Here is a 19,016-nt window from a genome sequence, read left to right on the forward strand (position 1 = left end):
CAAAACGCCATCTGCTGCGACCTACTTGCAATACTCGACACACAAAAGGACCCACCAGTGAAGATCACCGACGCACGAGTAGTGGTTTCGTCGCCAGGACGGAATTACGTCACGCTCGTTATCGAAACCGAGGACGGGATCACCGGCATCGGCGACGCCACCCTCAACGGACGTGAACTGGCCGTGGCGTCCTACCTGTCCGAGCACCTCTGCCCGCTGCTGATCGGCCGCGACGCCCGCCGCATCGAGGACGCCTGGCAGTACTTCTACAAGGGCGCCTACTGGCGTCGCGGGCCGGTGACCATGACCGCGATCGCCGCGATCGACGTCGCACTCTGGGACATCAAGGGCAAGGCCGCCGGCATGCCGGTCTACGAGCTGCTGGGCGGCGCGGCCCGCGAGGGCGTCATGGTCTACGGCCACGCCAGCGGCTCCTCGCTGGAGGACCTCAGCGCCGACTTCCAGCACCACCTGGACCTCGGCTACAAGGCGATCCGCGCGCAGGCCGCCGCGCCGGGGCTGGAGAAGACCTACGGGATCGCGCCGGTGGACGGCAAGACCTACGAGCCCGCCAGCGGCAACATCCCGCAGGAGGACCTGTGGGAGACGACGGCATACCTGGACTTTGCGCCGAAGATGATGGCGCACGTGCGGGAACAGTTCGGCTACGGCGTGCACGTCCTGCACGACGTCCACCACCGGCTGACGCCGATCGAGGCCGGCCGGCTGGGTGCCTCGCTGGAGCCGTTCCGCCCGTTCTGGATCGAGGACCCGACGCCGGCGGAGGACCAGTCGGCATTCCGCCTCATCCGCCAGCACACCACGACGCCGATCGCCGTCGGCGAGGTGTTCAACTCGATCTGGGACTGCCAGCAGCTAATCACCGAACGCCTGATCGACTACATCCGCACGTCCGTTTCACACGCCGGCGGCATCACGCACCTGCGCCGCATCTTCTCGCTGGCGGACCTGTACGGCGTCCGCTCGGGCTCACACGGCGCGGGCGACCTTTCGCCGGTGTCCTTCGCCGCGGCGCTGCACGTGGACATGAGCATCCCCAACTTCGGCGTCCAGGAATACATGGGCCACCGCGACCCCGCCAACGAGGTGTTCAAGACCTCCTACACCTTCACCGACGGCTACATGCACCCGGGCGACGCTCCCGGCATCGGCGTGGAGTTCGACGAGGAGGCCGCCGCCAAGTTCGCGTTCGACCCGAAGTACCTGCCCATCAACCGCCGCCTCGACGGGTCGGTGCATGACTGGTGAGTAACCCGACTGAAGTACAGCCGTTCGACGTCGTCGCCATGGGGGAGATCCTCCTCGAAGTGGCCACCGACGTCCCGTTCGGGCACGGTGTTCCGGCGCAGCTGGGCATCTCCGGCGACGCGCTGAACGTCGCGGCGGCTGCCGCGGCGGCCGGTGCCCGGACCGCGCTGCTGGCAGTACTGCCCGACGACGATCTAGGCCAGGCGGTCGCCGCCAGAATCGCTGAACTCGGCATTTCCACAGACCTGCTTAAGTTCCGTCCGGGCCAGCAGGGCGTCTACCTGGTGCACTGCGACCCCGACGGGCAGCGCGAGTTCTCCTACGCGCGCAGCGGCAGCGTCGGCTCCACGCTAGGGCCGGACGACGTTGACCCGGACGTGTTGGCCGCGGCCGGCGCCGTGATCGCCGGCGGCATCGCCTGCGCGATCTCGGCCACGTCCCGCGCCGCCGTTTACCGTGCCGCCGAGGTGTCGCGCCGCTTTGTCTTTGACCCCAACTACCGGCCGCGGCTCACCTCCGTGGAGGACGCGACGGCGGCAGTTACCGAGCTTTCGCCGAAGGCCTTCCTGGTGACGCCGTCCTTCCCGGGTGAGACGTCGGCGCTGCTGGGCACGTCCTCGCCTGCCGAAGCGGCAGCCAAGCTGCGCTCGCTGGGCACCGCCAACGTCGCGGTCACCTGCGGCGCCGAGGGCATCCAGCTGGAGAGCGACACCGAGTCGGCCTGGATCGAAGCCATTCCCGCACCTGCCGTGGTGGACCAGACCGGAGCGGGCGACGCCTTCGTGGGGACGCTGACCGCGCGGTTGGTGCTCGGCGACAGCCTTCCCGACGCCGCACGGTACGGGGCTGCTGCGGCCTCGCTGGTGGTGGGCGGCAAGGGCGGCACGGGCCTCATCCCGAGCTTCGAGCAGACCCGAGCGCACGCCCTGGGGGCGGCGACCCCGGCGGCGCTGACCGTGGAGACACCAGAAGGAGAGCTGTCATCGCACGCTTGAACAGTGCCACCGTCAGCAATGCCAACCTGGGCACTAACCCGGGAACGGTGCCCGGGTTCCCCGGCGCCGCGCTCCGGGCCAACGGCCTGAAGCCCGGCATCGTGCACCTGGGCCTGGGCGCGTTCGCCCGCGCCCACACCGCGGTCTTCACCGAGAACGCCATGCTGGCCACCGGGGAATCCGGCTGGGGGATCACAGGCGTCACCCAGCGCTCGGACACAGTGGCCCGGCAGCTCGCGCCGCAGGACGGGCTCTTCACCGTGGCCGAACGGGGTGAGGGAGCCGCGCCGCTCCGCGTGGTGTCCAGCATCGTTGACGCCATCTCGGGGCGGGACAACCCGGCCGCCGTGGTGGACCTGATCGCAGCGCCGGAGACCCTGGTGGTCACGCTGACCATCACGGAGAAGGGCTACCGGATCGACCCGCAGACCGGCTCGCTTAACCTGGAGGATGAGGAGGTCCGGGCGGACCTCGGCGGGCGTGCACCGCTCATGGCTATCGGCCAGATCGCCCGTGGCCTGCAGCAGCGTTCCCGTACCGGAGCCGGGGCGCTCACCGTGGTCTCGTGTGACAACCTGCCCGGGAACGGCGAACTGACTGAGAAGCTGGTCCGCGCCTTCGTCGCCGCCCTTCCGGCCGGTGAGGCAGAACCGGTCACCGCCTGGCTGGACATGCACGTCACGTTCCCCAGCACCATGGTGGACCGGATGGTGCCGGCCACGACGGCGGGTGACCTGGACGCCGTCGAACGCGAACTTGGGCTGCGGGACGAGGCCGCCGTGGTGGCCGAGCCGTTCATGCAATGGATCATCGAGGACAACTTCGCCGCGGCACGTCCGCGGTGGGAGGGGGCCGGAGCCCTGTTCAGCAGCGACGTCCCGGCCTGGGAAGCGGCGAAGCTGCGGCTGCTGAATGCGAGCCACTCGCTGCTGGCCTATCTCGGCCTCGCCGCGGGAAAGACAACCATCAGCGACGCCGTGGCCGAGGAGGCGTTCTTCACCGCGGCGCGGCGCATGATGACAGAGGACGTCCTGCCCACCATCACGCTTCCGGAGGGGCTCGACGCGGACGAGTACTGCGCCCAGGTGCTGACCCGCTTCGCCAACCCCGCACTCGGCCACACCACGGCGAAGGTGGGCAGCGACGGTTCGCAGAAGATCGGCCTCCGCCTGCTCAGCACCGTGCGGGGAAACCTCGACGCCGGCCGCGAACCCCGGTGGGCTGCGCTCGCCGTCGCTGCGTGGATGAGGCACGTGGCCGCCACGCCGGCGGAGAAGCTGGACGATCCGCTGGCCGCCGAACTCCAAGCCGTGCTGCCGGTTTCACGGTCCGCGGCCGATGTGGTCACTGCGCTGCTGGGCTGCCGCAGCATCTTCGATAGCGAACTTGCGGCGCATCCAGGGTTCGCCGACCTCCTCATCCACTGGTACAGCATCATCGACACGCACGGGCTGGACGGCCTGAGAAAAGAGATCACCCATGGCTGACGCCACCAGCGTTCTGAACGTCTCCCCGGTCATCCCCGTGGTGACCATCGAGGACCCGCAGCATGCGGTTCCGGTTGCCCGTGCCCTGGCCGACGGCGGCGTCCGGATTATCGAGCTCACCCTCCGGACGGACACGGCGCTCACTTCGCTGAAGGCCATCGCCAACGAAGTGCCGGACATTCTGGTGGGAGCCGGCACCATCCTCACGCCCGCGCAGGCGGACGCCGCCGTGGCCGCGGGCGCGCAGTTCCTGGTCAGCCCCGGCGTGACGCCGTCTCTGCTGGACCACATGCTCTCCCTCGAGGTGCCGGTGCTTCCGGGCGTGGCCACGGTGGGCGAGGTGTTGGCCGTGCTGGAGCGCGGGCTGGACACCATGAAGTTCTTCCCGGCCGGCCCTGCCGGCGGCCCGTCGTACCTGGCGGCCATCGGGGCGCCCCTCCCGCAGGTGACGTTCTGCCCGACCGGCGGCATCAGCCTGGCCACCGCGTCGGACTACCTGAAGCTGGCCAACGTCAGCTGCGTCGGAGGCAGCTGGCTGACGCCGCGCGCCGCCGTCGAAAGCGGGGACTGGCAGCAGATCACCGAACTGGCACGGGAAGCGGCAGCGCTGGGCTGAGGGCGGAAGCTGACGAAAGTTGTCCCAGATCTACTAGACCGTAGATCTGCCTCCGGGACGCGCGTAAAGTCGGGAAAGACCGGTCCTAAACCGGTCGGAGCCTGAACAGACGCACAACCTAAGGAGTTCATCATGAACTTGGGCAACATGATCAGGAATGCCGCAGGACGTATCTCCGGACGGACCACGCACGGAACCACCGGCGGATACACGCGGGGCACCAGGCCCTCCACCACGGGACGGACCCCTTCCATGGGCCGCGGCCGCACCGCCGGAGGAATCGGCGACAAGATTCGCCACATGCTCCACAGGCACTGACGCTGAGGCACACCAGTCCGGACCCTGAGGTCCATGGCGACCCGGGACTGGCACAACGCTTACAGGAGGCGTTTGGCCGCAGCCATCAAGTGGTGGCTGCGGCCACTGTTTCCGCAGGGGAGGTTGCCGTGGCGAGCCGCGGTGCCTCCCTTGCTGCTGATTTCGAGATTGGGTCGGTCTCCAAGGGCCTCACCGGGCTGCTCTATGCCGACGCCCTAAGCCGGGGCGAGCTCAGCCCGGGCACCACTCTGGGGGAGCGGCTGCCGCTCGGCAGCTGCCCCGCGGCCGGGGTGACACTGGTTTCATTAAGCCGGCATGCTTCGGGCCTGCCGCGGCTGCCGCGGCAGGCGGGTACCCTGCGGCGCACCCTTGCCCTTCTTTTGCAAGGCACCAACCCCTACGGCGAAACCCTGGCGCAGCTGCTGGACCAGGCCCGCGCCGCGCGCCTGCCCGCCGGACATTCCGCCCCGCGCCCGCGCTACTCCAACTTCGGCTTCGAACTTTTAGGCCATGCCGTCGCCGCGGGCATAGGCCTGAGCTTCCAGGACCTGCTCCGCGAGCGGCTCGCCGTTCCGCTCGGGCTAGGTTCTGTTTGCGCGCCAGCCACTCCCGCTGAGGTGCGTCCGACGGCGGTCACCGGCCGGAGTCGCTCTGGCCGGGTGATGCGGCCGTGGACGGGCGAGGCGCTTGCCCCGGCCGGCGGGATCCGTGCCTCGATCGGCGACATGGCCCGGCTGGTGCAGGCCCTGCTGGACGGGTCAGCCCCGGGCCTGGCCGCGCTGGATCCCGTGGCGAACTTCGCCGGATCGGCGGCCCGCATCGGTGCAGGCTGGATGGCCCTGGAGGTGAAAGGCCGCGCAATCACGTGGCACAACGGCGGCACCGGCGGTTTCCGCTCCTGGGTGGGGCTGGACCGGAAGGCGGGGACCGCCGTCGTACTTCTGACCGCGACGGCGGCGCCCGTGGACCGGCGCGGCTTCCGGCTCCTGGCGGAACTGGCAGCGGGAACCTCGGGAACCTGACGGGAAACAGCAACGCGGGGTCACTTACCGCCCAATAAATCGACCGAATTGGGCGGTAAGTGACCCCGCGTTGCTGTTGGAGCGCTATCTCTCGCTTGCGCGCTCCAGTGCCTGGTCGTGCTCGGCATGGGCCTGGCGGATCAGGTTCATGAACTGGGTTTCGTTCCGGATGAGGCGCTTGTACTTCTCCGGGAGCTTCTTCAGTTCCTGCTCCTCATGGACCAGCTTGTCGAAGATCCGCTCGCGTTCGGCCATGTCCGTCTCGTAGTTGAGGTCCACGTACGTGGTGGCGTGCCGCTTGGCGCCGGAGACCATGGCCTTGGCCTTGCCCTTGGGGCTGAGGACCGAGCCCACGATGGTGACGGCGAGTACGCCGAGGATCACGCTGAGCGAGGTGCCGGTGCTGATTTCGACGACGTTCACGTGTTCGCCGTCGTTGATGAACGGCAGGTTGTTCTCGTGCAGGGCGTGCAGGATCAGCTTCACGCCGATGAAGCCGAGGATGGCGGCGAGGCCGTAGGAGAGGTAGATGAGCCGGTCGAGGAGCTCGTCGATGAGGAAGAACAGCTGCCGCAGGCCCATGAGCGAGAACGCCGTGGCGGTGAACACGATGAACACATTCTGCGTCAGGCCGAAGATGGCCGGGATGGAGTCCAGCGCGAAGAGAATGTCCGTGGCGCCGATGGCCACCATCACCAGGAGCATCGGCGTGAGGACCTTCTTGCCGTCAACCTGGGTGAAGAGTTTGTCGCCGTCGAAATGTTCAGAGGCCGGCAGGAATTTCTTGGCGAGCCGGACCACGAGGGTTTCGCTGTCGTCGTCGTCGTGGTTGTCCGGCTTGAGCAGGTTGCCGGCGGTGACCAGCAGGATCAGCCCGAAGATGTAGAACACCCACGCGAAGCTATTGATCAGCGCGGCGCCGAGGAAGATGAAGCCGGTCCGGGCGAGCAGCGAGAAGACGATGCCGAACAGGAGCACCTTCTGCTGGTCGGCGCGCGGCACCTTGAAGCTGGACATGATGATCAGGAAGACGAAGAGGTTGTCCACGGACAGTGCCTTCTCGGTCACGTAGCCGGCGAAATACTCGGTTCCCATCTTCGAGCCGCCGAAGAACAAGACGCCGAGGCCGAACACCAGGGCCAAGCCCACGTAGATGGCGGACCACGTGCCGGATTCCTTCAGCGTTGGGGTGTGGGCCTTGCGGACGTGGAAGAAGAAGTCGAAAACCAGGAGCGCAACGATCCCGGCAATCGTGAGGGTCCAGACGATAGAGGGAACTTCCATGCTGCCTCTTTCCTGAGCGTTTCGGGCGGGGCGTGCAAGATAACCCTACCCAGAGCGCTCTGCCCGCCCGCAAGGCGCCGCCGCGCTCAGCCGTACATCAGCGAGCCCGGCGTGGTGAGCTTTTCCCCGGTCTCGAGCCAGGTCTTCAGGCCGGAGAGGATCATCGGCCAGCCGCCATAGAGCTGATCGTTGGCGCCTTCGCGGAGCTGGTCGTGCGTGACGGTGAGGTGGCAGGAGTCGTCACCGACCGGCTCGATTTCCCAGGTGACGCGGGAGGTGCCCTCGGCCTTGACGTCCTCGCCCCAGAGCGCGCGCATGGTCTGCACCAGCCGGCGCGGGGGATCGACCTCGAGGTTCTCGCCCTCGCCCAGCACTGCCCCGGCTTTGGGGTTGCCCATTTCGAAACGGGAGCCCGGCGTCCAGTCCGACTTCAGTGTGTTCCCGAACTGGTACTTGCTGCGGATGTCGCTGTCCGTGATGGCTTCCCAGAGCCGTTCCGGAGTGGTCTTGATATAGATTTCGAAGATCTTTTCCATGGGACTTTCCAATCGGGATTTGAGGTCGCTGAGCGCAGCGGCCCATGGTTCTGCGTATTTGCTCACCCAGCGGTCATGGACGAGCCTGATGGGCACCGGATTAAGGAAGTGCAGTTTCTCGCGGCCGCGGCGCCGAGTCACCACGAGGCCCGCCTCTTCCAGGATTTTCAGGTGCTTCATGACGCCGAAGCGGGTGATCTCGAACCGGGCCTCCAGCGCGCTGAGGGTCTGGCCGTCCTCGCGGAAGAGCGCGTCCAGCAGGTCCCTGCGGATGGGGTCGGCGAGGGCCTTGAATACGGCGTCCACACGGCCAGAATAGGTGACCATTTGGTCACATGTCAACGGTCCCAAGGGTCTCTGGTTTCCGCAACTAACTCACAGTAGGGGGCAGTGCAGTTGCGGGAACGACGGCGTCAGCCCGCCAGCGTCAGGAGCTTCCCCTTGGTCACGGCCTGGCGGGAGAGGGTCTTGTAGCCCTCCTGTTCGAAGAGCACGGTGATCACGTCCTCCTCGTGCCGCATCACGATGCCCGAGCCCCACTCCTTGTGCACCACTGCGGCCTGGAGCGGGAAGGCTTCCCCGCCGGCGGCGGCCGCGGCGCCGTCGTCGTAATCCTCCTCGTAGGCAGAGCCGTCGGCGCAGTTGTCGCAGTTGCCGCAGGGTTCGGGCAGGTCCTCGCCGAAATAGCCCAGCAGGAACTGGCGCCGGCAGGCGTCCGTCTCCGCATAGCCGCGCGCCATCTCGATGCGCGAGCGGTCCACGCGCTGGCGTGCTTCGGCGAGTTCGACGGCGTGTTCCACCACCTTGGGCAGCTTGGCGTCGGTTTCCAGCCGGATGCCCCGTTTGAGGGCCTTAACGGAGCGGGTCTCCTGCAGCTCGTTGAGCAGGCCGGTCAGCCGGCGGGTTGGAATCCCGGTCTGCTCCGCGAGCGCCTTCTGGGTGACCGGGCCGTCGGCGGCGCGGAGGGCGGTGAGGACACCGAGCAGCGCGTCCTCGTCCGGCTTGTGGGTGCCGAAGAACTTGCGCAGGCCGAGATCCTCGGACCGGTAGTGCAGGACGGCGGAGGCAGGGTCTCCGTCACGTCCGGAGCGCCCGATCTCCTGGTAATAGGCGTCGAGGGACTCGGGGATGTCGGCGTGGATCACAAAGCGGACGTTGGGCTTGTCGATGCCCATGCCGAACGCGGTGGTCGCCACGACGACGTCGAGTTCGTCGTCGAGGAACTGCTCGTGGACCTGGTCGCGCTCGCTCTGCTTCCGGCCGGCGTGATACGCCTCGGCACGCAGCCCGCGCTCCGTGAGTTCCGCCGCGTAGGTTTCAGTGTCCTTGCGGGTGGCGGCGTACAGCAGGCCGGGACCCTTGAGGTCGGCCACCTGCTCGACGACGGCGCGCCGCTTGTCCCGGTCCTCAAGGTGGCGGACGACGTCGAGCCGGATGTTGGGCCGGTCGAAGCCGTGGACCAGCACCAGCGGGTCCAACATGTGCAGGCGCTGCTGGATCTCGTCACGCACCGGGGGAGAGGCGGTGGCGGTGAGCGCGGCGACCGGTGGGTTGCCGAGCTGGGCGCGGACCTCGCCGAGGCGCAGGTAATCGGGGCGGAAATCGTGCCCCCAGGAGGAGACGCAGTGGGCCTCGTCCACCACGAACAGCGAAACGTTCAGGGCGGCGAGCCGCTTCACCGTCTCGGTCTTGGCCAGCTGCTCGGGGGCCAGGAAGAGGAATGCCGCCTCGCCCCGCTCGGCGGCCTCCCACGCGTCCTGCACCTCCGAATCCTTCCGGCCGGAGTTGATGGCGACGGCGGACTCCCCGCCCAGGTCCTCCAGCAGGCCGTCCAGCTGGTCCTCCTGGAGGGCAATCAACGGGGAAACGACGACGGCGGGACCGCGCCGTGCGCTGTGGGCGGCGGTGTCGTCGGGGTGCTTGGCTTCGTGGCCACCGTGGATGAACAGGGCGGCCACCTGGTAGATGGCCGACTTGCCGTAGCCTGTGGGCATGACGGCGAGGACGTCGCGGCCCTGGACGAGGGCGCTCATCCCGGCGAGCTGGCCGTCGCGGAGGTGGGGGAGGCCGAGCCTGTCGGCGGCGATGCGGCGGAGTGTGGACTCGTCGGCTTTATCGGTGGCGGCTGTGTCTGCGGCGGCGTCGGTCATGGTGGCAGCTCCATAGGGGGCGTTCCAGGGGCCGGGTGTCTTCAGCCGTGAATCCACCCTAGTCCCAGGCCCGCCCCGACGTCATGCTGCTCGACGGGTCAGTCGGCCCAGCTCGCTGGGTCAGCCCGGGTCACGCTCGACAGGTCAGCGGGAATGGGCCTGTCGATCCGCGGCCGGAAACCGTGTGTGCGAGTGGATTCTTACGGTTGCGTGGCCGTGCCTGGACTTGGGGATGATGATTTCCCCGTGGCCGCCACGGCTCATGTCGCGGATGAGGCCTGTTCCTGCGATTTCCCTGGTATAGGAAATCCCGGCAACGGCAGCCTGCTTGGTGGGGTACGGGACTGAGGTCGCCACCAGGGTTCCTGTGCCATCCAGCAGCCTGACGCGGAAGCCGCCGTCCGGAGCGTCGATGATTTCAAAGTGTCCGGCCATGATAATTCCCTCCGTTCGTGCTGCGTTTCCTGGCATGTCCCCTAGGTACATTTTGGACCTTTCCTGCCCGGAAGGAAGGCGAATGGCCCGGGAGAAGAGCGAAGCCGGGCGCGATTTTCACCCGGCTTCCCTCTTTTCTGGTCTAGATCCCGCGTTCTAGCCCTTCTGTCCCTCGGCTACCGCGGGCCCCCGCAATGCGTGGGGTAGCAGAGCAGCATGGTTACTGGGTGCTGCCCCTAGGTGCGTCTTCGAGGTCCTTAGGTGCCGTGAGATCCATCTCGAGCAACGGCACCACTTTGGACTTGGTGATGAAGCGGTGAGCCAGCCATAGAACGATGAAGACTGGCAACCCGATGTAGGAGGAAAGCACCTCCATGGTCCGTCCGGCAAGCACAGCCTCGTAGTTCTGTCCCGCGATCACCAGTATCAGCAGGGCAAATGCCAGCAGTGGGCCAATGGGGAACAGGGATGCTTTGTACGGCAGGTCGCTGACGTTGTTTCCCTGGGCGAGGAAGCCGCGCCTGAAACGGTAGTGGGAGACCGCGATGCCCGCCCACACGATGAAGCCGCAGAGGCCTGACATGTTGAGCAGCCAGGAGTAGGCTGCGCCCTGGCCGACGATCGCGGAGAGGAACCCGAAGAGTCCCACGGACGCGGTTGCCAGCAGCGCCGCGATCGGCACACCACGCGCATTGGTTCGGCCGAAGATCTTCGGGGCCATGCCGTCGTGGGCCATGGCGTAAAGCATCCGGGTGGAGGCATATAGTCCGGAGTTGCCCGCGGACAGGATTGCGGTCAGGATCACGGCGTTCATCAAGGCCGCTGCGAAGGCGATTCCGGCGCGCGAGAAGACCAGGGCAAACGGCGATGCTGCGACATCGGACTCGCCGGAGGCCAGCAGGCTCGGATCGGTGAACGGGATCAGGCAGCCGATGATAAAGATGGCACCAATGTAGAAAAGCATGATGCGCCAGAAGACAGTGCGGATAGCCTTCGGCACTTCGCGACGCGGGTTCTTGGCTTCGCCTGCGGCGACTCCCACGAGCTCGGTGCCCTGGAACGAGAACCCGGCAACCATGAAGACCGAGATGATCGAGACCCAACCCCCGTGGAAAACGTCATCGCGGTTTTCCCAGTTGCTCAGCCCCGGAGAGTCATCCCCGAGGATGCCGAAAATCATCAGCACGCCGGCGACCAGGAAGAGCACCACTGCGCTGACCTTGATCAGGGAGAGCCAGAACTCCGACTCACCAAAGGACTTCGCCGAGAGGGCATTGAGGCCGGTCAACACCAGCAGGAAGATCCCGGCCCACACCCAACCTGGGACTCCCGGGAACCAGAAGTCCATGATGATTCCGGCCGCGACCAGCTCAGCGGCCACCGTGATGGCCCAATTAAACCAATAGTTCCAGCCGATCGCGAAACCAAAGGACGGGGAGACGAAACGGGTGGCAAAGGACTGGAAAGAACCGGCGACCGGAATTTTGGCCGACATCTCGCCCAGTGACTGCATCAGCAGAAATACCATCAGCCCGACCAGCGCGTAGGCGGCCAACGCACCGCCGGGACCCGCCTGGGCAATGGTGCTGCCCGAGGCCACGAACAGCCCGGTGCCGATCGCACCGCCGATAGCGATCATCTGCAGGTGGCGGTTGTTCAGCCCGCGCTTGAGGTCGTTGGTGGTTTCGCCGGAAGCGCGATCTGCCCGTATCGCGAGGGCGGACGCCTGTTGTGCTGTTTCATCGGGTTTGATGTCTGTGGAAGTTGCGCTCGTTGGTGTCATGCAACACCACCAAGGGGTATCAATGCGAGCCGGGTCGGGTTCCCGGTGCCACCAGCGGCTCGACATGTGCAGGCTTCTGCGACTGCTGTGTCGAGCGGGTAGGCCATAACGTTCCCGTGCGGTCCTGCCTGCGCGGTGGTGGACCCCGAGCTAAGAAACAGTCCTGAACCGGAGCAAAGGCCGGTTTCAGGGGTGCCGGGAGCAATAGCCCGGTCACTTATTTGCGTGTGGGAGCCAAGTCCCATGGTGCCTCCGAAAAGGTAGCTGCGGTGGATTTGAGCCTTCCGGAGCCCCCGGTCCGGGAAGGATGGTGATCAAGCTAACACACGTGAAGGAAGTGACCTTTGGCGCGGTGAATGTTGCAGGTCCGACGGGTCAAGTCCTTACGAGTAGGCATGGGTTACCCGATCTGAGCCTAAGATTTGCTGATTTGAGGTCGTCCGGTGAGTAAGCAGATCTGAGCATCTGCTATGGCGGGAGGCCCGCGTTGAGCGAATGGTGTCGAGGGGAGAGATGGGCCGTCCCGATACTGCGGCTTACTCAATCGTGGTGTGCCCCTTATGGGATGTCTTAAAGCCGCCCACATTAAGGTCGGGCGCAGGCATCGCCGTCAGAAGGCGGACTTTAGCAAAAGCATTTCTTATGAATTGAGCAAGAATGCTTCACGCATGCTTACGCACTGCTAGCTTCTTCAGGAATCCCCTCAACGGAAGGAACGAGCATGTCTGTAATCGCAAACCCGGAAGTGACAATCACCCGGGCGGAAGACCTCAAGGAACTCCCGGCATGGCAGGCCCTGAAGGCAGCCGTCATCGGGCTGCAGCAGCTTCAAGTGCAGGACGGTTCCGTCCCGGAACCCGCTGACCATGACCAGGCCCGCCAGAATGTCGGCATCATTACTGACTCAATCAACGAACTGCGCCCCTACCTCCCCCACGACACGGACTACCTTGAACTGCTCGTGAAGGACTTCAGGCGGTGGGCGTCCGCGGGCTTCGTCGTACCGGATTTCCTCGACTCTTTGGTAGCCTTCCACCCCGAGCAGTGGCGCATCGATGGGCTGCCGCACCTGGTTGTGTTCCCCATGTACACGCAGAACGGGAGCACCAACCGCTACTTCGAGGCCGTCCTCATCGAGGTTATTTGGCCTTCTTTCGTCGCTGAACTCGAGGCGGCAAACTACTCCAACAAGCTGTTCGTCCCCATCAGCTTCGTCGATTTCACGCCCGGCTATGACACGAACTCCGCAGTTCTCTTCCCCGAGAGCGTGGCGGTCCGGAGCACCCCGTCCTTCACGTGGGGAGGCATTTTCGCGGACCGCGAAGCTGCCCGGTTCCGCCGCGTCCTAAAAGCTGCTGCCGACATCACTTCCCTGGACCTGCCGGCTGACGCCGCGGAATTCATTGACGACCAGCACCTCACGGAGAAGACCTTCGTGATGTGGGATCTGATCCATGACCGGACGCACATGCGCGGTGACCTGCCCTTTGACCCGTTCATGATCAAGCAGCGGATGCCGTATTTCCTGTACTCCCTGGAGGAGCTCCGCTGTGACCTGACCGCCTTCCGCGAATCAGTCCTCATCGAGCGGGACGAAACGGCTTCCGAGGACGCCCGCAAGCACGCCAAGCTGGTCCAGTACGCCGTGATCTTCGACCGCATTTTCCGCTTCGCGATTACCGGGAACCGGGTCCGTAACTACGACGCCGTGGGCGGCCAGTTGCTGTTCGCCTGGATGCACCAGCACCGGGTCCTGCACTGGACCGATGGAAAGTTGAGCATCGACTGGAAGGACGTCGCCGGCGTGGTCGTTGAGCTGGGTCTCCGCATCGAGGAACTCTACTGGCGGTCAATCGACCGGCCCAAGACCGCGCACTGGCTGGCTGCCTACGAGCTCGTCTCGGAAACCCTCACCCCCCACCCGGCCTCCGTATGGGCCAAGGGACCGGAGGCCCTTCCGCTCGATGGCCCTCCCCGCGGTCTGACGGACCAGATCCTTGATGACGAATTCCCCCTGTCGATGTTCTACGAGGCACTGGAGAAGAAGATGTCCTCGGTCATTGAATCAACAGCCGGGATCACCGGTAAGAGCCCTGTGAAGACTGAGGGCGAGGCGGGCGCATGAGCCAGGACCTCTTGGGGCGTACGGTCGTCGTCGCCGGTTCGACAAGCGCTGCCGGCATCGCGGTAGTCCGCACCCTCTCGCAAGCAGGGGCACGCGTGGCCGCCGTGGACATTCTTGAGGACCGAGTGCAGGAGCTCTCGATAGCGCATGACAACGTCACGGGCTATGTCTGCAACCTCGCGGACCTGCAAGCCGTTGAGGACTTGGCGGCGTCTGTCCGGAAAGATCTGGGTCCCGTGGACGGCCTTATCCATCTTGTAGGAGGGTGGCGGGGCGGTACCGGCATTAAAGGCCAGACGGATGAAGACTGGGACTTCCTGCACACAAGTGTTCTCACCACCCTGAGGAACACCAGCCGCGCGTTTTACGATGACTTGGCTACCTCCCCGGTGGGTCGCTTGGCCATCGTTTCCGCACAGTCCGCTTCCTCGCCGACAGCGGACGCCGCCGCATATGCCGCCGTCAAGTCCGCCGCCGAGGCATGGACCCTTGCCGTGGCCGACGGATTCCGGCACCTGCAGGGAGGAAACGAAAGCCCCCTCTCCGCTCAGCACTCAGCCGCCCTGGTCTTCGTCGTCAAGGCTCTGGTCGATGACCGGATGCACGCAGCCCAGCCGGAACGGAAATTTCCGGGCTTCACCGATGTCAGTGTCCTCGCCGACGCTGTACAGCGGATCTTCGGCCTGGACGCAGAACAGATCAACGGGCAGCGCTTGCCCCTCACGGCCGGCCACCTCGTGGGAGCACCGGCATGAGCGTCAGCGTTGATACCAAAGCAGGCGCCCCGCAGGTACTGACGGGGCGCCTGCACGACCCGGCATACCGGGGCTTCGCCTCGGATAACTACGCCGGGGCTCACCCCGAAATCATCGAAGCAGTTCAGGCGGCCAACGAAGGCCACGTCACCGCGTACGGCGAAGATGTCTACTCAGCAGCGCTTCAAGAGGTCATCCAGTCCCACTTCGGGACGACTGCTACCGCATATCCGGTCTTCAACGGAACAGGGGCCAACGTCCTTGCCCTGCAGGCCCTGCTCCCGCGCTGGGGCGCTGTCATCTGCGCAGCAACAGCGCATATCAATACCGACGAAAACGGCGCCCCGGAACGGATTGGCGGCATAAAGCTCCTCCCGATCCCCACACCGGATGGCAAACTCACCCCGGAATTGATCGACGCCGAAGCCTGGGGGTGGGGAGACGAGCACCGGGCGCAACCACTGGCCGTATCGATCACCCAGCCCACGGAACTCGGCACCTGCTACACGCCGGAAGAAATCCAACGGATCGCTGAACACGTCCATGCGAAGGGAATGAAACTGCACCTGGACGGAGCACGGCTGGCCAACGCTGCAGCACATCTCGGGCTTCCTTTTCAGGCATTCACCACCGACGTCGGTGTCGACGTCCTGTCTTTTGGCGGCACCAAAAACGGGCTGCTGTTCGGTGAAGCCGTTATCTGGCTCAACCCACAGTCCGACCCAGGCATGAGCTACCTGCGCAAGATGAACATGCAGCTTGCCTCAAAGATGCGTTTCGTCTCCGCGCAACTGGTCGCCCTGTTAACGGATGGGTTGTGGCTGCGGTCCGCCGGACACGCCAACGAGATGGCTCAACGTCTCAGCGAAGGAATCGCGGCCATTAGCGGCGTCTCGCTGACGCAGGCAACACAGTCCAATGGCGTCTTTGCTGTGCTCCCACCCGGGGCAGCCGCCAAAGTCCGGGAATCCTTCCGCTTCTATGACTGGGATCAGGCACGCGGGGAAGTCCGGTGGATGTGCTCCTGGGACACCACCGAAACCGACGTCCAATCTCTCCTGGCTGCAGTCGAGGCTGCCGTAGGCTCCCCAGCTTCACAACGAAACGTCTGAACAAAAGAGCCCATTTACCGCCGCGATTCACGACCGTCGGATTCGGGGAATGCATTTGACCGTTGAAGCGGCATCCGGGCGGGAGGACAATGCAACTGCCATACACAGCCACGAGCACTAAGGAGCACGAGATGGCTGGCGGACAAGGATTGATCAAGCGGTTTTACAACGAGGTGCTGACGGGCGGCAATCTGTCGCTTATCGACGAGATGGTGACGGACGACGTCGTCGACCACGAGGAGGGCTTCCCCGGCCAGCCCCCGGGCAAGGAAGGGGTGAAGTTCTATGTGAACGCCATCCGGACCGCGTTTCCGGACCTCGCGGTGAAGACATCCGAGCCGGCGCTCGCCGACGGGAACCTGGAGGCCGTCCACACCGTCCTCACGGGAACGCACCAGGGCGACTTCGCGGGCGTGCCGGCCACCGGCAAGTCGGTGGAATTCTCGGGCATCGACATCATCCGGGTGCAGGACGGCAAAGTTGCCGAACACTGGGGATCGACGGACACCATGAGCCTGATGCAGCAGATTGGAGCCGTGCCAAAGTAGGGCCGGATTAGCTACCCATACAGAACAAGAAGTACGACGACGGCGAGCGACGCGCGCCGTCGTCGTCGTGCGTCTCTTACGGCGCGTCGTCCGGGACGCGCCGTGGCCTCCCCGAGTGCCAACCCGATGCCCTGTATCATCCCTTCAGGGGGCGGTGACGCCGAAGTGTCAACCTGGGGGACAGCAGCAGATGTGCAAGCCATAAAGCCTTAAGAAAACGGGCTTTTTGAAGCCATGTGCCCGCCGTCCAGCCACGTATTATCCACGACAGGGCCCCGCTTACGCGGTGTTCCTGTCACAGGTGGTTTCCTGCTCGGCCCACCCTACTGCACCACCCCCCTTTCGCACCGCCCACCCTTCTTCCTCACTCCGCCACCTCGGCGACCCCTGCCGTCGCCTGCCCTGAAAGGACCGCAATGAGCCACCCCGGCCCAACCCTGCCACCGCCGCCTTCCGACTACACCACCTACGGTGCGCCGCAGTATGCGAACGGGCAGTTGTTGGACGGGCAGAACGCTGGGCAGGCTTATCCGGGGCAGTACGGGGCCTTCGCGGGGCAGTACGGGGCGGAACCGCAGAAGTCCTTCCTGGTCACGTGGCTTTTCTCGCTGCTCCTCGGTGTACTGGGCGTGGACCGGTTCTATCTCGGCAAGATCGGCACGGGCATCGCCAAGCTGCTGACGCTGGGCGGACTGGGCTGGTGGGCGCTCGTGGACCTGGTCATCACGCTGGCCGGGAAGCAGACGGACAAGACCGGCCGGCCGCTGGCAGGGTATGCACAGCACAAGAAGGTGGCTGTTGTGGTCACGGTTGTCTTTTTGGTGGTCAACCTGGTGATTGGTGTGTTCAGCGGGATTGCTGCCGCCGCTATTGTCCGGCAGGCCTCCACTCCGCCAATTGTCACCGCCGCTCCTGTGACGTCTGAGAGCGCCGCCTCGGATCCCTCGGCGGATCCGGCGGCCACCGGCGAAGCAGCTACAGGGGAAGACCGTCCGCACCTGGCGGCGCAGACGCTGACGGGCACCGGCGACGCCGTCAAGACGGTGGACCTCAAGGGCGTCCCCGCCGTGGTGACGTTCACGTGCAAGGCCTGCAGCGGCAACACGGTCCTGGAAACCAACGGACATGAGATGCTCCTGGTCAACGCCGTTGGGGCGTACGCAGGCTCGCACCTCGTGGACACCAGCACCGCGGCCACCACCGAGCTGGCTATCAGCGCCGATTCCGCCTGGACGCTGAAGATCGAGGACATCGACAGCGTTCCCACCTCAACGGACAAGGCGAGCGGCCACGGCGACATGGTTCTCTACTGGGACGCGTTTAGCGATAAGGCTGCGGTCACCAACAAGGGCGAAGGCAACTTCGTGGTGCAGGGCTTCGGCAGCGAGGTTCCCGAGCTGGCCGTCAACAAGATCGGCGATTACAACGGCACCGTGAAGCTCACCCCCGGCTTCGTCCAGGTCAACTCCGACGGCGACTGGACCATCGCGGCGAAGTAGCAGCGCCGTTCCCACCCAAAGGCCCCGCAGGACCCCGGCACTTGTGTCTGGTCTGCGGGGCCTTTTGCGTCCGTAGGTTGAGCTTGCCGGGGTGCTTCGCGTGCCAAATCAGATAAGAATTTCCGCTCAAATGAGAAATTGTTCTTGTTTCTACTGCTGGCGGTGTTTGTGGTGCAGGGCGTAGCTGTCAAAGACCGCTGAAGTGGTGTCGCCCGGGTGGCCGAACTTGCCGCGGAGGACTGCCGCCAGCTCCTCCAACGATGCATCGAGCATTCGTCCGGCAAATAGGAGCTCGGTGTTCGGGCTTTGTTGAGCCTCGGCAGCCAACTGCTGCGCATAGGAGATGGTGTCCGGCAGGGAACCCCGTTGTTCAACCTCGCGAAAATAGTAGCTCTCGCGGAAGGACAGCAAATCGATGCTGACCGTAGCAACGTCTATGGCTACGGATTCCAGCAGCGCAGCGGCGTGCAAGGGTTCCAGTCCTGCAATGCCGCTTGGTTCCACTGATTCCCTGATCAGGTTCAGATGGTGGGCAAGGGCGCGGCGGCGGTTGAGCGCCGGGAACAGCTGGAGAAACCACGAGACTGTGGCTGTGAGCAGCCCGAACCCCGTGATCGCCTGGAGTCCTGTCAGCAGCCGGATGATCGGCGAGCCGGCGACCACTTCTCCGAACCCCACTGTTGAGAGGCTCACCATCGATATGTAGGCTGCTTCGGCGAAATCCCCCTGCTGTGGCACGCCGTCCCCGTACACGAAACCTTCCGGGAGGTGCGGCAGGTAAAGCAGCGCCCACCCCGCAATCGCCAGCCCTGCCCATGCGGCAATGACGGCGGCCATCGCCACAGGAGCGGCCAGTGTGCCGGGGCGCCCTTTCAACTTTCGCGAGAGGAACCAGAAGACGCGCATTATTGTTCTGCACACAGGTCCGGAACCGTGCGGGTAAAGGAGTGTATGGAAGACGTCCGCGAGCATCAGAAGAATCAGCCCGGCTCCCAGTACCGTCAAGAGCGTGTCCTCGAAGCGCATGTCTTATCCTACGGGCGGACGGTGATGCGCACTCCTGGCGTGGCCTGCGGCGCACA

General features: G+C 65.2%; 17 protein-coding genes. 11 read left to right on the forward strand and 6 right to left on the reverse strand.

Going from position 1 to position 19,016, the window contains the following annotated elements; genetic code table 11:
• The first annotated feature begins 57 nt into the window (after positions 1-57).
• From manD to CXZ05_RS02680, 6 genes are all read left to right on the forward strand, one after another.
• Positions 58-1,269 carry a D-mannonate dehydratase ManD gene (gene manD / locus CXZ05_RS02655; RefSeq protein ID WP_102971075.1) on the forward strand — a complete coding sequence of 404 codons (1,212 nt, stop codon included), beginning with the start codon at positions 58-60 and terminating at the stop codon, positions 1,267-1,269.
• Positions 1,270-1,307: 38 nt separating this feature from the next.
• Positions 1,308-2,264, forward strand: a complete 957-nt coding sequence (locus tag CXZ05_RS02660; protein WP_102971076.1) for a PfkB family carbohydrate kinase — start codon at positions 1,308-1,310, stop codon at positions 2,262-2,264.
• 101 nt (positions 2,265-2,365) lie between these two features.
• Entirely contained in the window at positions 2,366-3,751 is a 1,386-nt protein-coding gene (locus CXZ05_RS02665) for a mannitol dehydrogenase family protein (RefSeq protein WP_102971258.1), read from the forward strand.
• Entirely contained in the window at positions 3,744-4,367 is a 624-nt protein-coding gene (gene eda, locus CXZ05_RS02670) for a bifunctional 4-hydroxy-2-oxoglutarate aldolase/2-dehydro-3-deoxy-phosphogluconate aldolase (RefSeq protein ID WP_102971077.1), read from the forward strand. Before CXZ05_RS02665 ends, eda begins: the two co-directional genes overlap by 8 nt.
• Before the next feature lie 132 nt (positions 4,368-4,499).
• Positions 4,500-4,685, forward strand: coding sequence for a hypothetical protein (locus CXZ05_RS02675; RefSeq protein WP_102971078.1), 186 nt, complete (start codon positions 4,500-4,502; stop codon positions 4,683-4,685).
• A gap of 92 nt (positions 4,686-4,777) precedes the next feature.
• On the forward strand, positions 4,778-5,707 hold the full coding sequence (locus CXZ05_RS02680) for a serine hydrolase (RefSeq protein WP_258006416.1): 930 nt from the start codon (positions 4,778-4,780) through the stop codon (positions 5,705-5,707).
• 84 nt (positions 5,708-5,791) lie between these two features.
• On the opposite strand, the gene CXZ05_RS02685 is transcribed toward CXZ05_RS02680, so the two are convergent.
• The 5 genes from CXZ05_RS02685 to CXZ05_RS02705 all read right to left on the reverse strand — a co-directional run bounded on the left by CXZ05_RS02685 (position 5,792) and on the right by CXZ05_RS02705 (position 11,895).
• Positions 5,792-6,991 (reverse strand): TerC family protein, encoded by a 1,200-nt coding sequence (locus tag CXZ05_RS02685; RefSeq protein WP_102971080.1) that lies wholly within the window; start codon positions 6,989-6,991, stop codon positions 5,792-5,794.
• Positions 6,992-7,077: 86 nt separating this feature from the next.
• Entirely contained in the window at positions 7,078-7,833 is a 756-nt protein-coding gene (locus tag CXZ05_RS02690; RefSeq protein ID WP_102971259.1) for an SRPBCC domain-containing protein, read from the reverse strand.
• Between the two features lie 107 nt (positions 7,834-7,940).
• Positions 7,941-9,677 carry an ATP-dependent DNA helicase RecQ gene (locus CXZ05_RS02695; protein ID WP_102971081.1) on the reverse strand — a complete coding sequence of 579 codons (1,737 nt, stop codon included), beginning with the start codon at positions 9,675-9,677 and terminating at the stop codon, positions 7,941-7,943.
• A gap of 144 nt (positions 9,678-9,821) precedes the next feature.
• The gene (locus CXZ05_RS02700; RefSeq protein WP_102971082.1) at positions 9,822-10,112 is read right to left on the reverse strand and encodes a YegP family protein; all 291 of its coding nucleotides are present in this window, start codon (positions 10,110-10,112) and stop codon (positions 9,822-9,824) included.
• A gap of 220 nt (positions 10,113-10,332) precedes the next feature.
• The gene (locus tag CXZ05_RS02705) at positions 10,333-11,895 is read right to left on the reverse strand and encodes an amino acid permease (RefSeq protein ID WP_102971083.1); all 1,563 of its coding nucleotides are present in this window, start codon (positions 11,893-11,895) and stop codon (positions 10,333-10,335) included.
• Between the two features lie 721 nt (positions 11,896-12,616).
• Between CXZ05_RS02705 and CXZ05_RS02710 the strand changes: the two genes are divergently transcribed.
• The 5 genes from CXZ05_RS02710 to CXZ05_RS02730 all read left to right on the forward strand — a co-directional run bounded on the left by CXZ05_RS02710 (position 12,617) and on the right by CXZ05_RS02730 (position 17,934).
• Positions 12,617-14,020 (forward strand): DUF6421 family protein, encoded by a 1,404-nt coding sequence (locus tag CXZ05_RS02710; RefSeq protein ID WP_102971084.1) that lies wholly within the window; start codon positions 12,617-12,619, stop codon positions 14,018-14,020.
• On the forward strand, positions 14,017-14,775 hold the full coding sequence (locus CXZ05_RS02715) for an SDR family NAD(P)-dependent oxidoreductase (RefSeq protein WP_102971085.1): 759 nt from the start codon (positions 14,017-14,019) through the stop codon (positions 14,773-14,775). The genes CXZ05_RS02710 and CXZ05_RS02715 overlap by 4 nt, the downstream gene beginning before the upstream one ends.
• A complete protein-coding gene (locus CXZ05_RS02720; RefSeq protein ID WP_102971086.1) occupies positions 14,772-15,887 on the forward strand; it encodes a low specificity L-threonine aldolase in 1,116 nt (371 codons plus the stop codon). Before CXZ05_RS02715 ends, CXZ05_RS02720 begins: the two co-directional genes overlap by 4 nt.
• 131 nt (positions 15,888-16,018) lie before the next feature.
• The gene (locus tag CXZ05_RS02725; RefSeq protein ID WP_180987236.1) at positions 16,019-16,435 is read left to right on the forward strand and encodes an ester cyclase; all 417 of its coding nucleotides are present in this window, start codon (positions 16,019-16,021) and stop codon (positions 16,433-16,435) included.
• A 416-nt stretch (positions 16,436-16,851) separates the two neighbouring features.
• Complete coding sequence (locus CXZ05_RS02730; RefSeq protein ID WP_102971088.1) at positions 16,852-17,934, forward strand: TM2 domain-containing protein; 1,083 nt, start codon at positions 16,852-16,854, stop codon at positions 17,932-17,934.
• 150 nt (positions 17,935-18,084) lie between these two features.
• Here the strand turns inward: CXZ05_RS02730 and CXZ05_RS02735 are convergent, their stop codons facing one another.
• A complete protein-coding gene (locus tag CXZ05_RS02735; protein WP_102971089.1) occupies positions 18,085-18,960 on the reverse strand; it encodes a potassium channel family protein in 876 nt (291 codons plus the stop codon).
• Positions 18,961-19,016 lie beyond the last annotated feature (56 nt).

The organism is Arthrobacter sp. AFG20, from assembly GCF_002892795.1.
Taxonomy (GTDB): Bacteria; Actinomycetota; Actinomycetes; order Actinomycetales; family Micrococcaceae; genus Arthrobacter.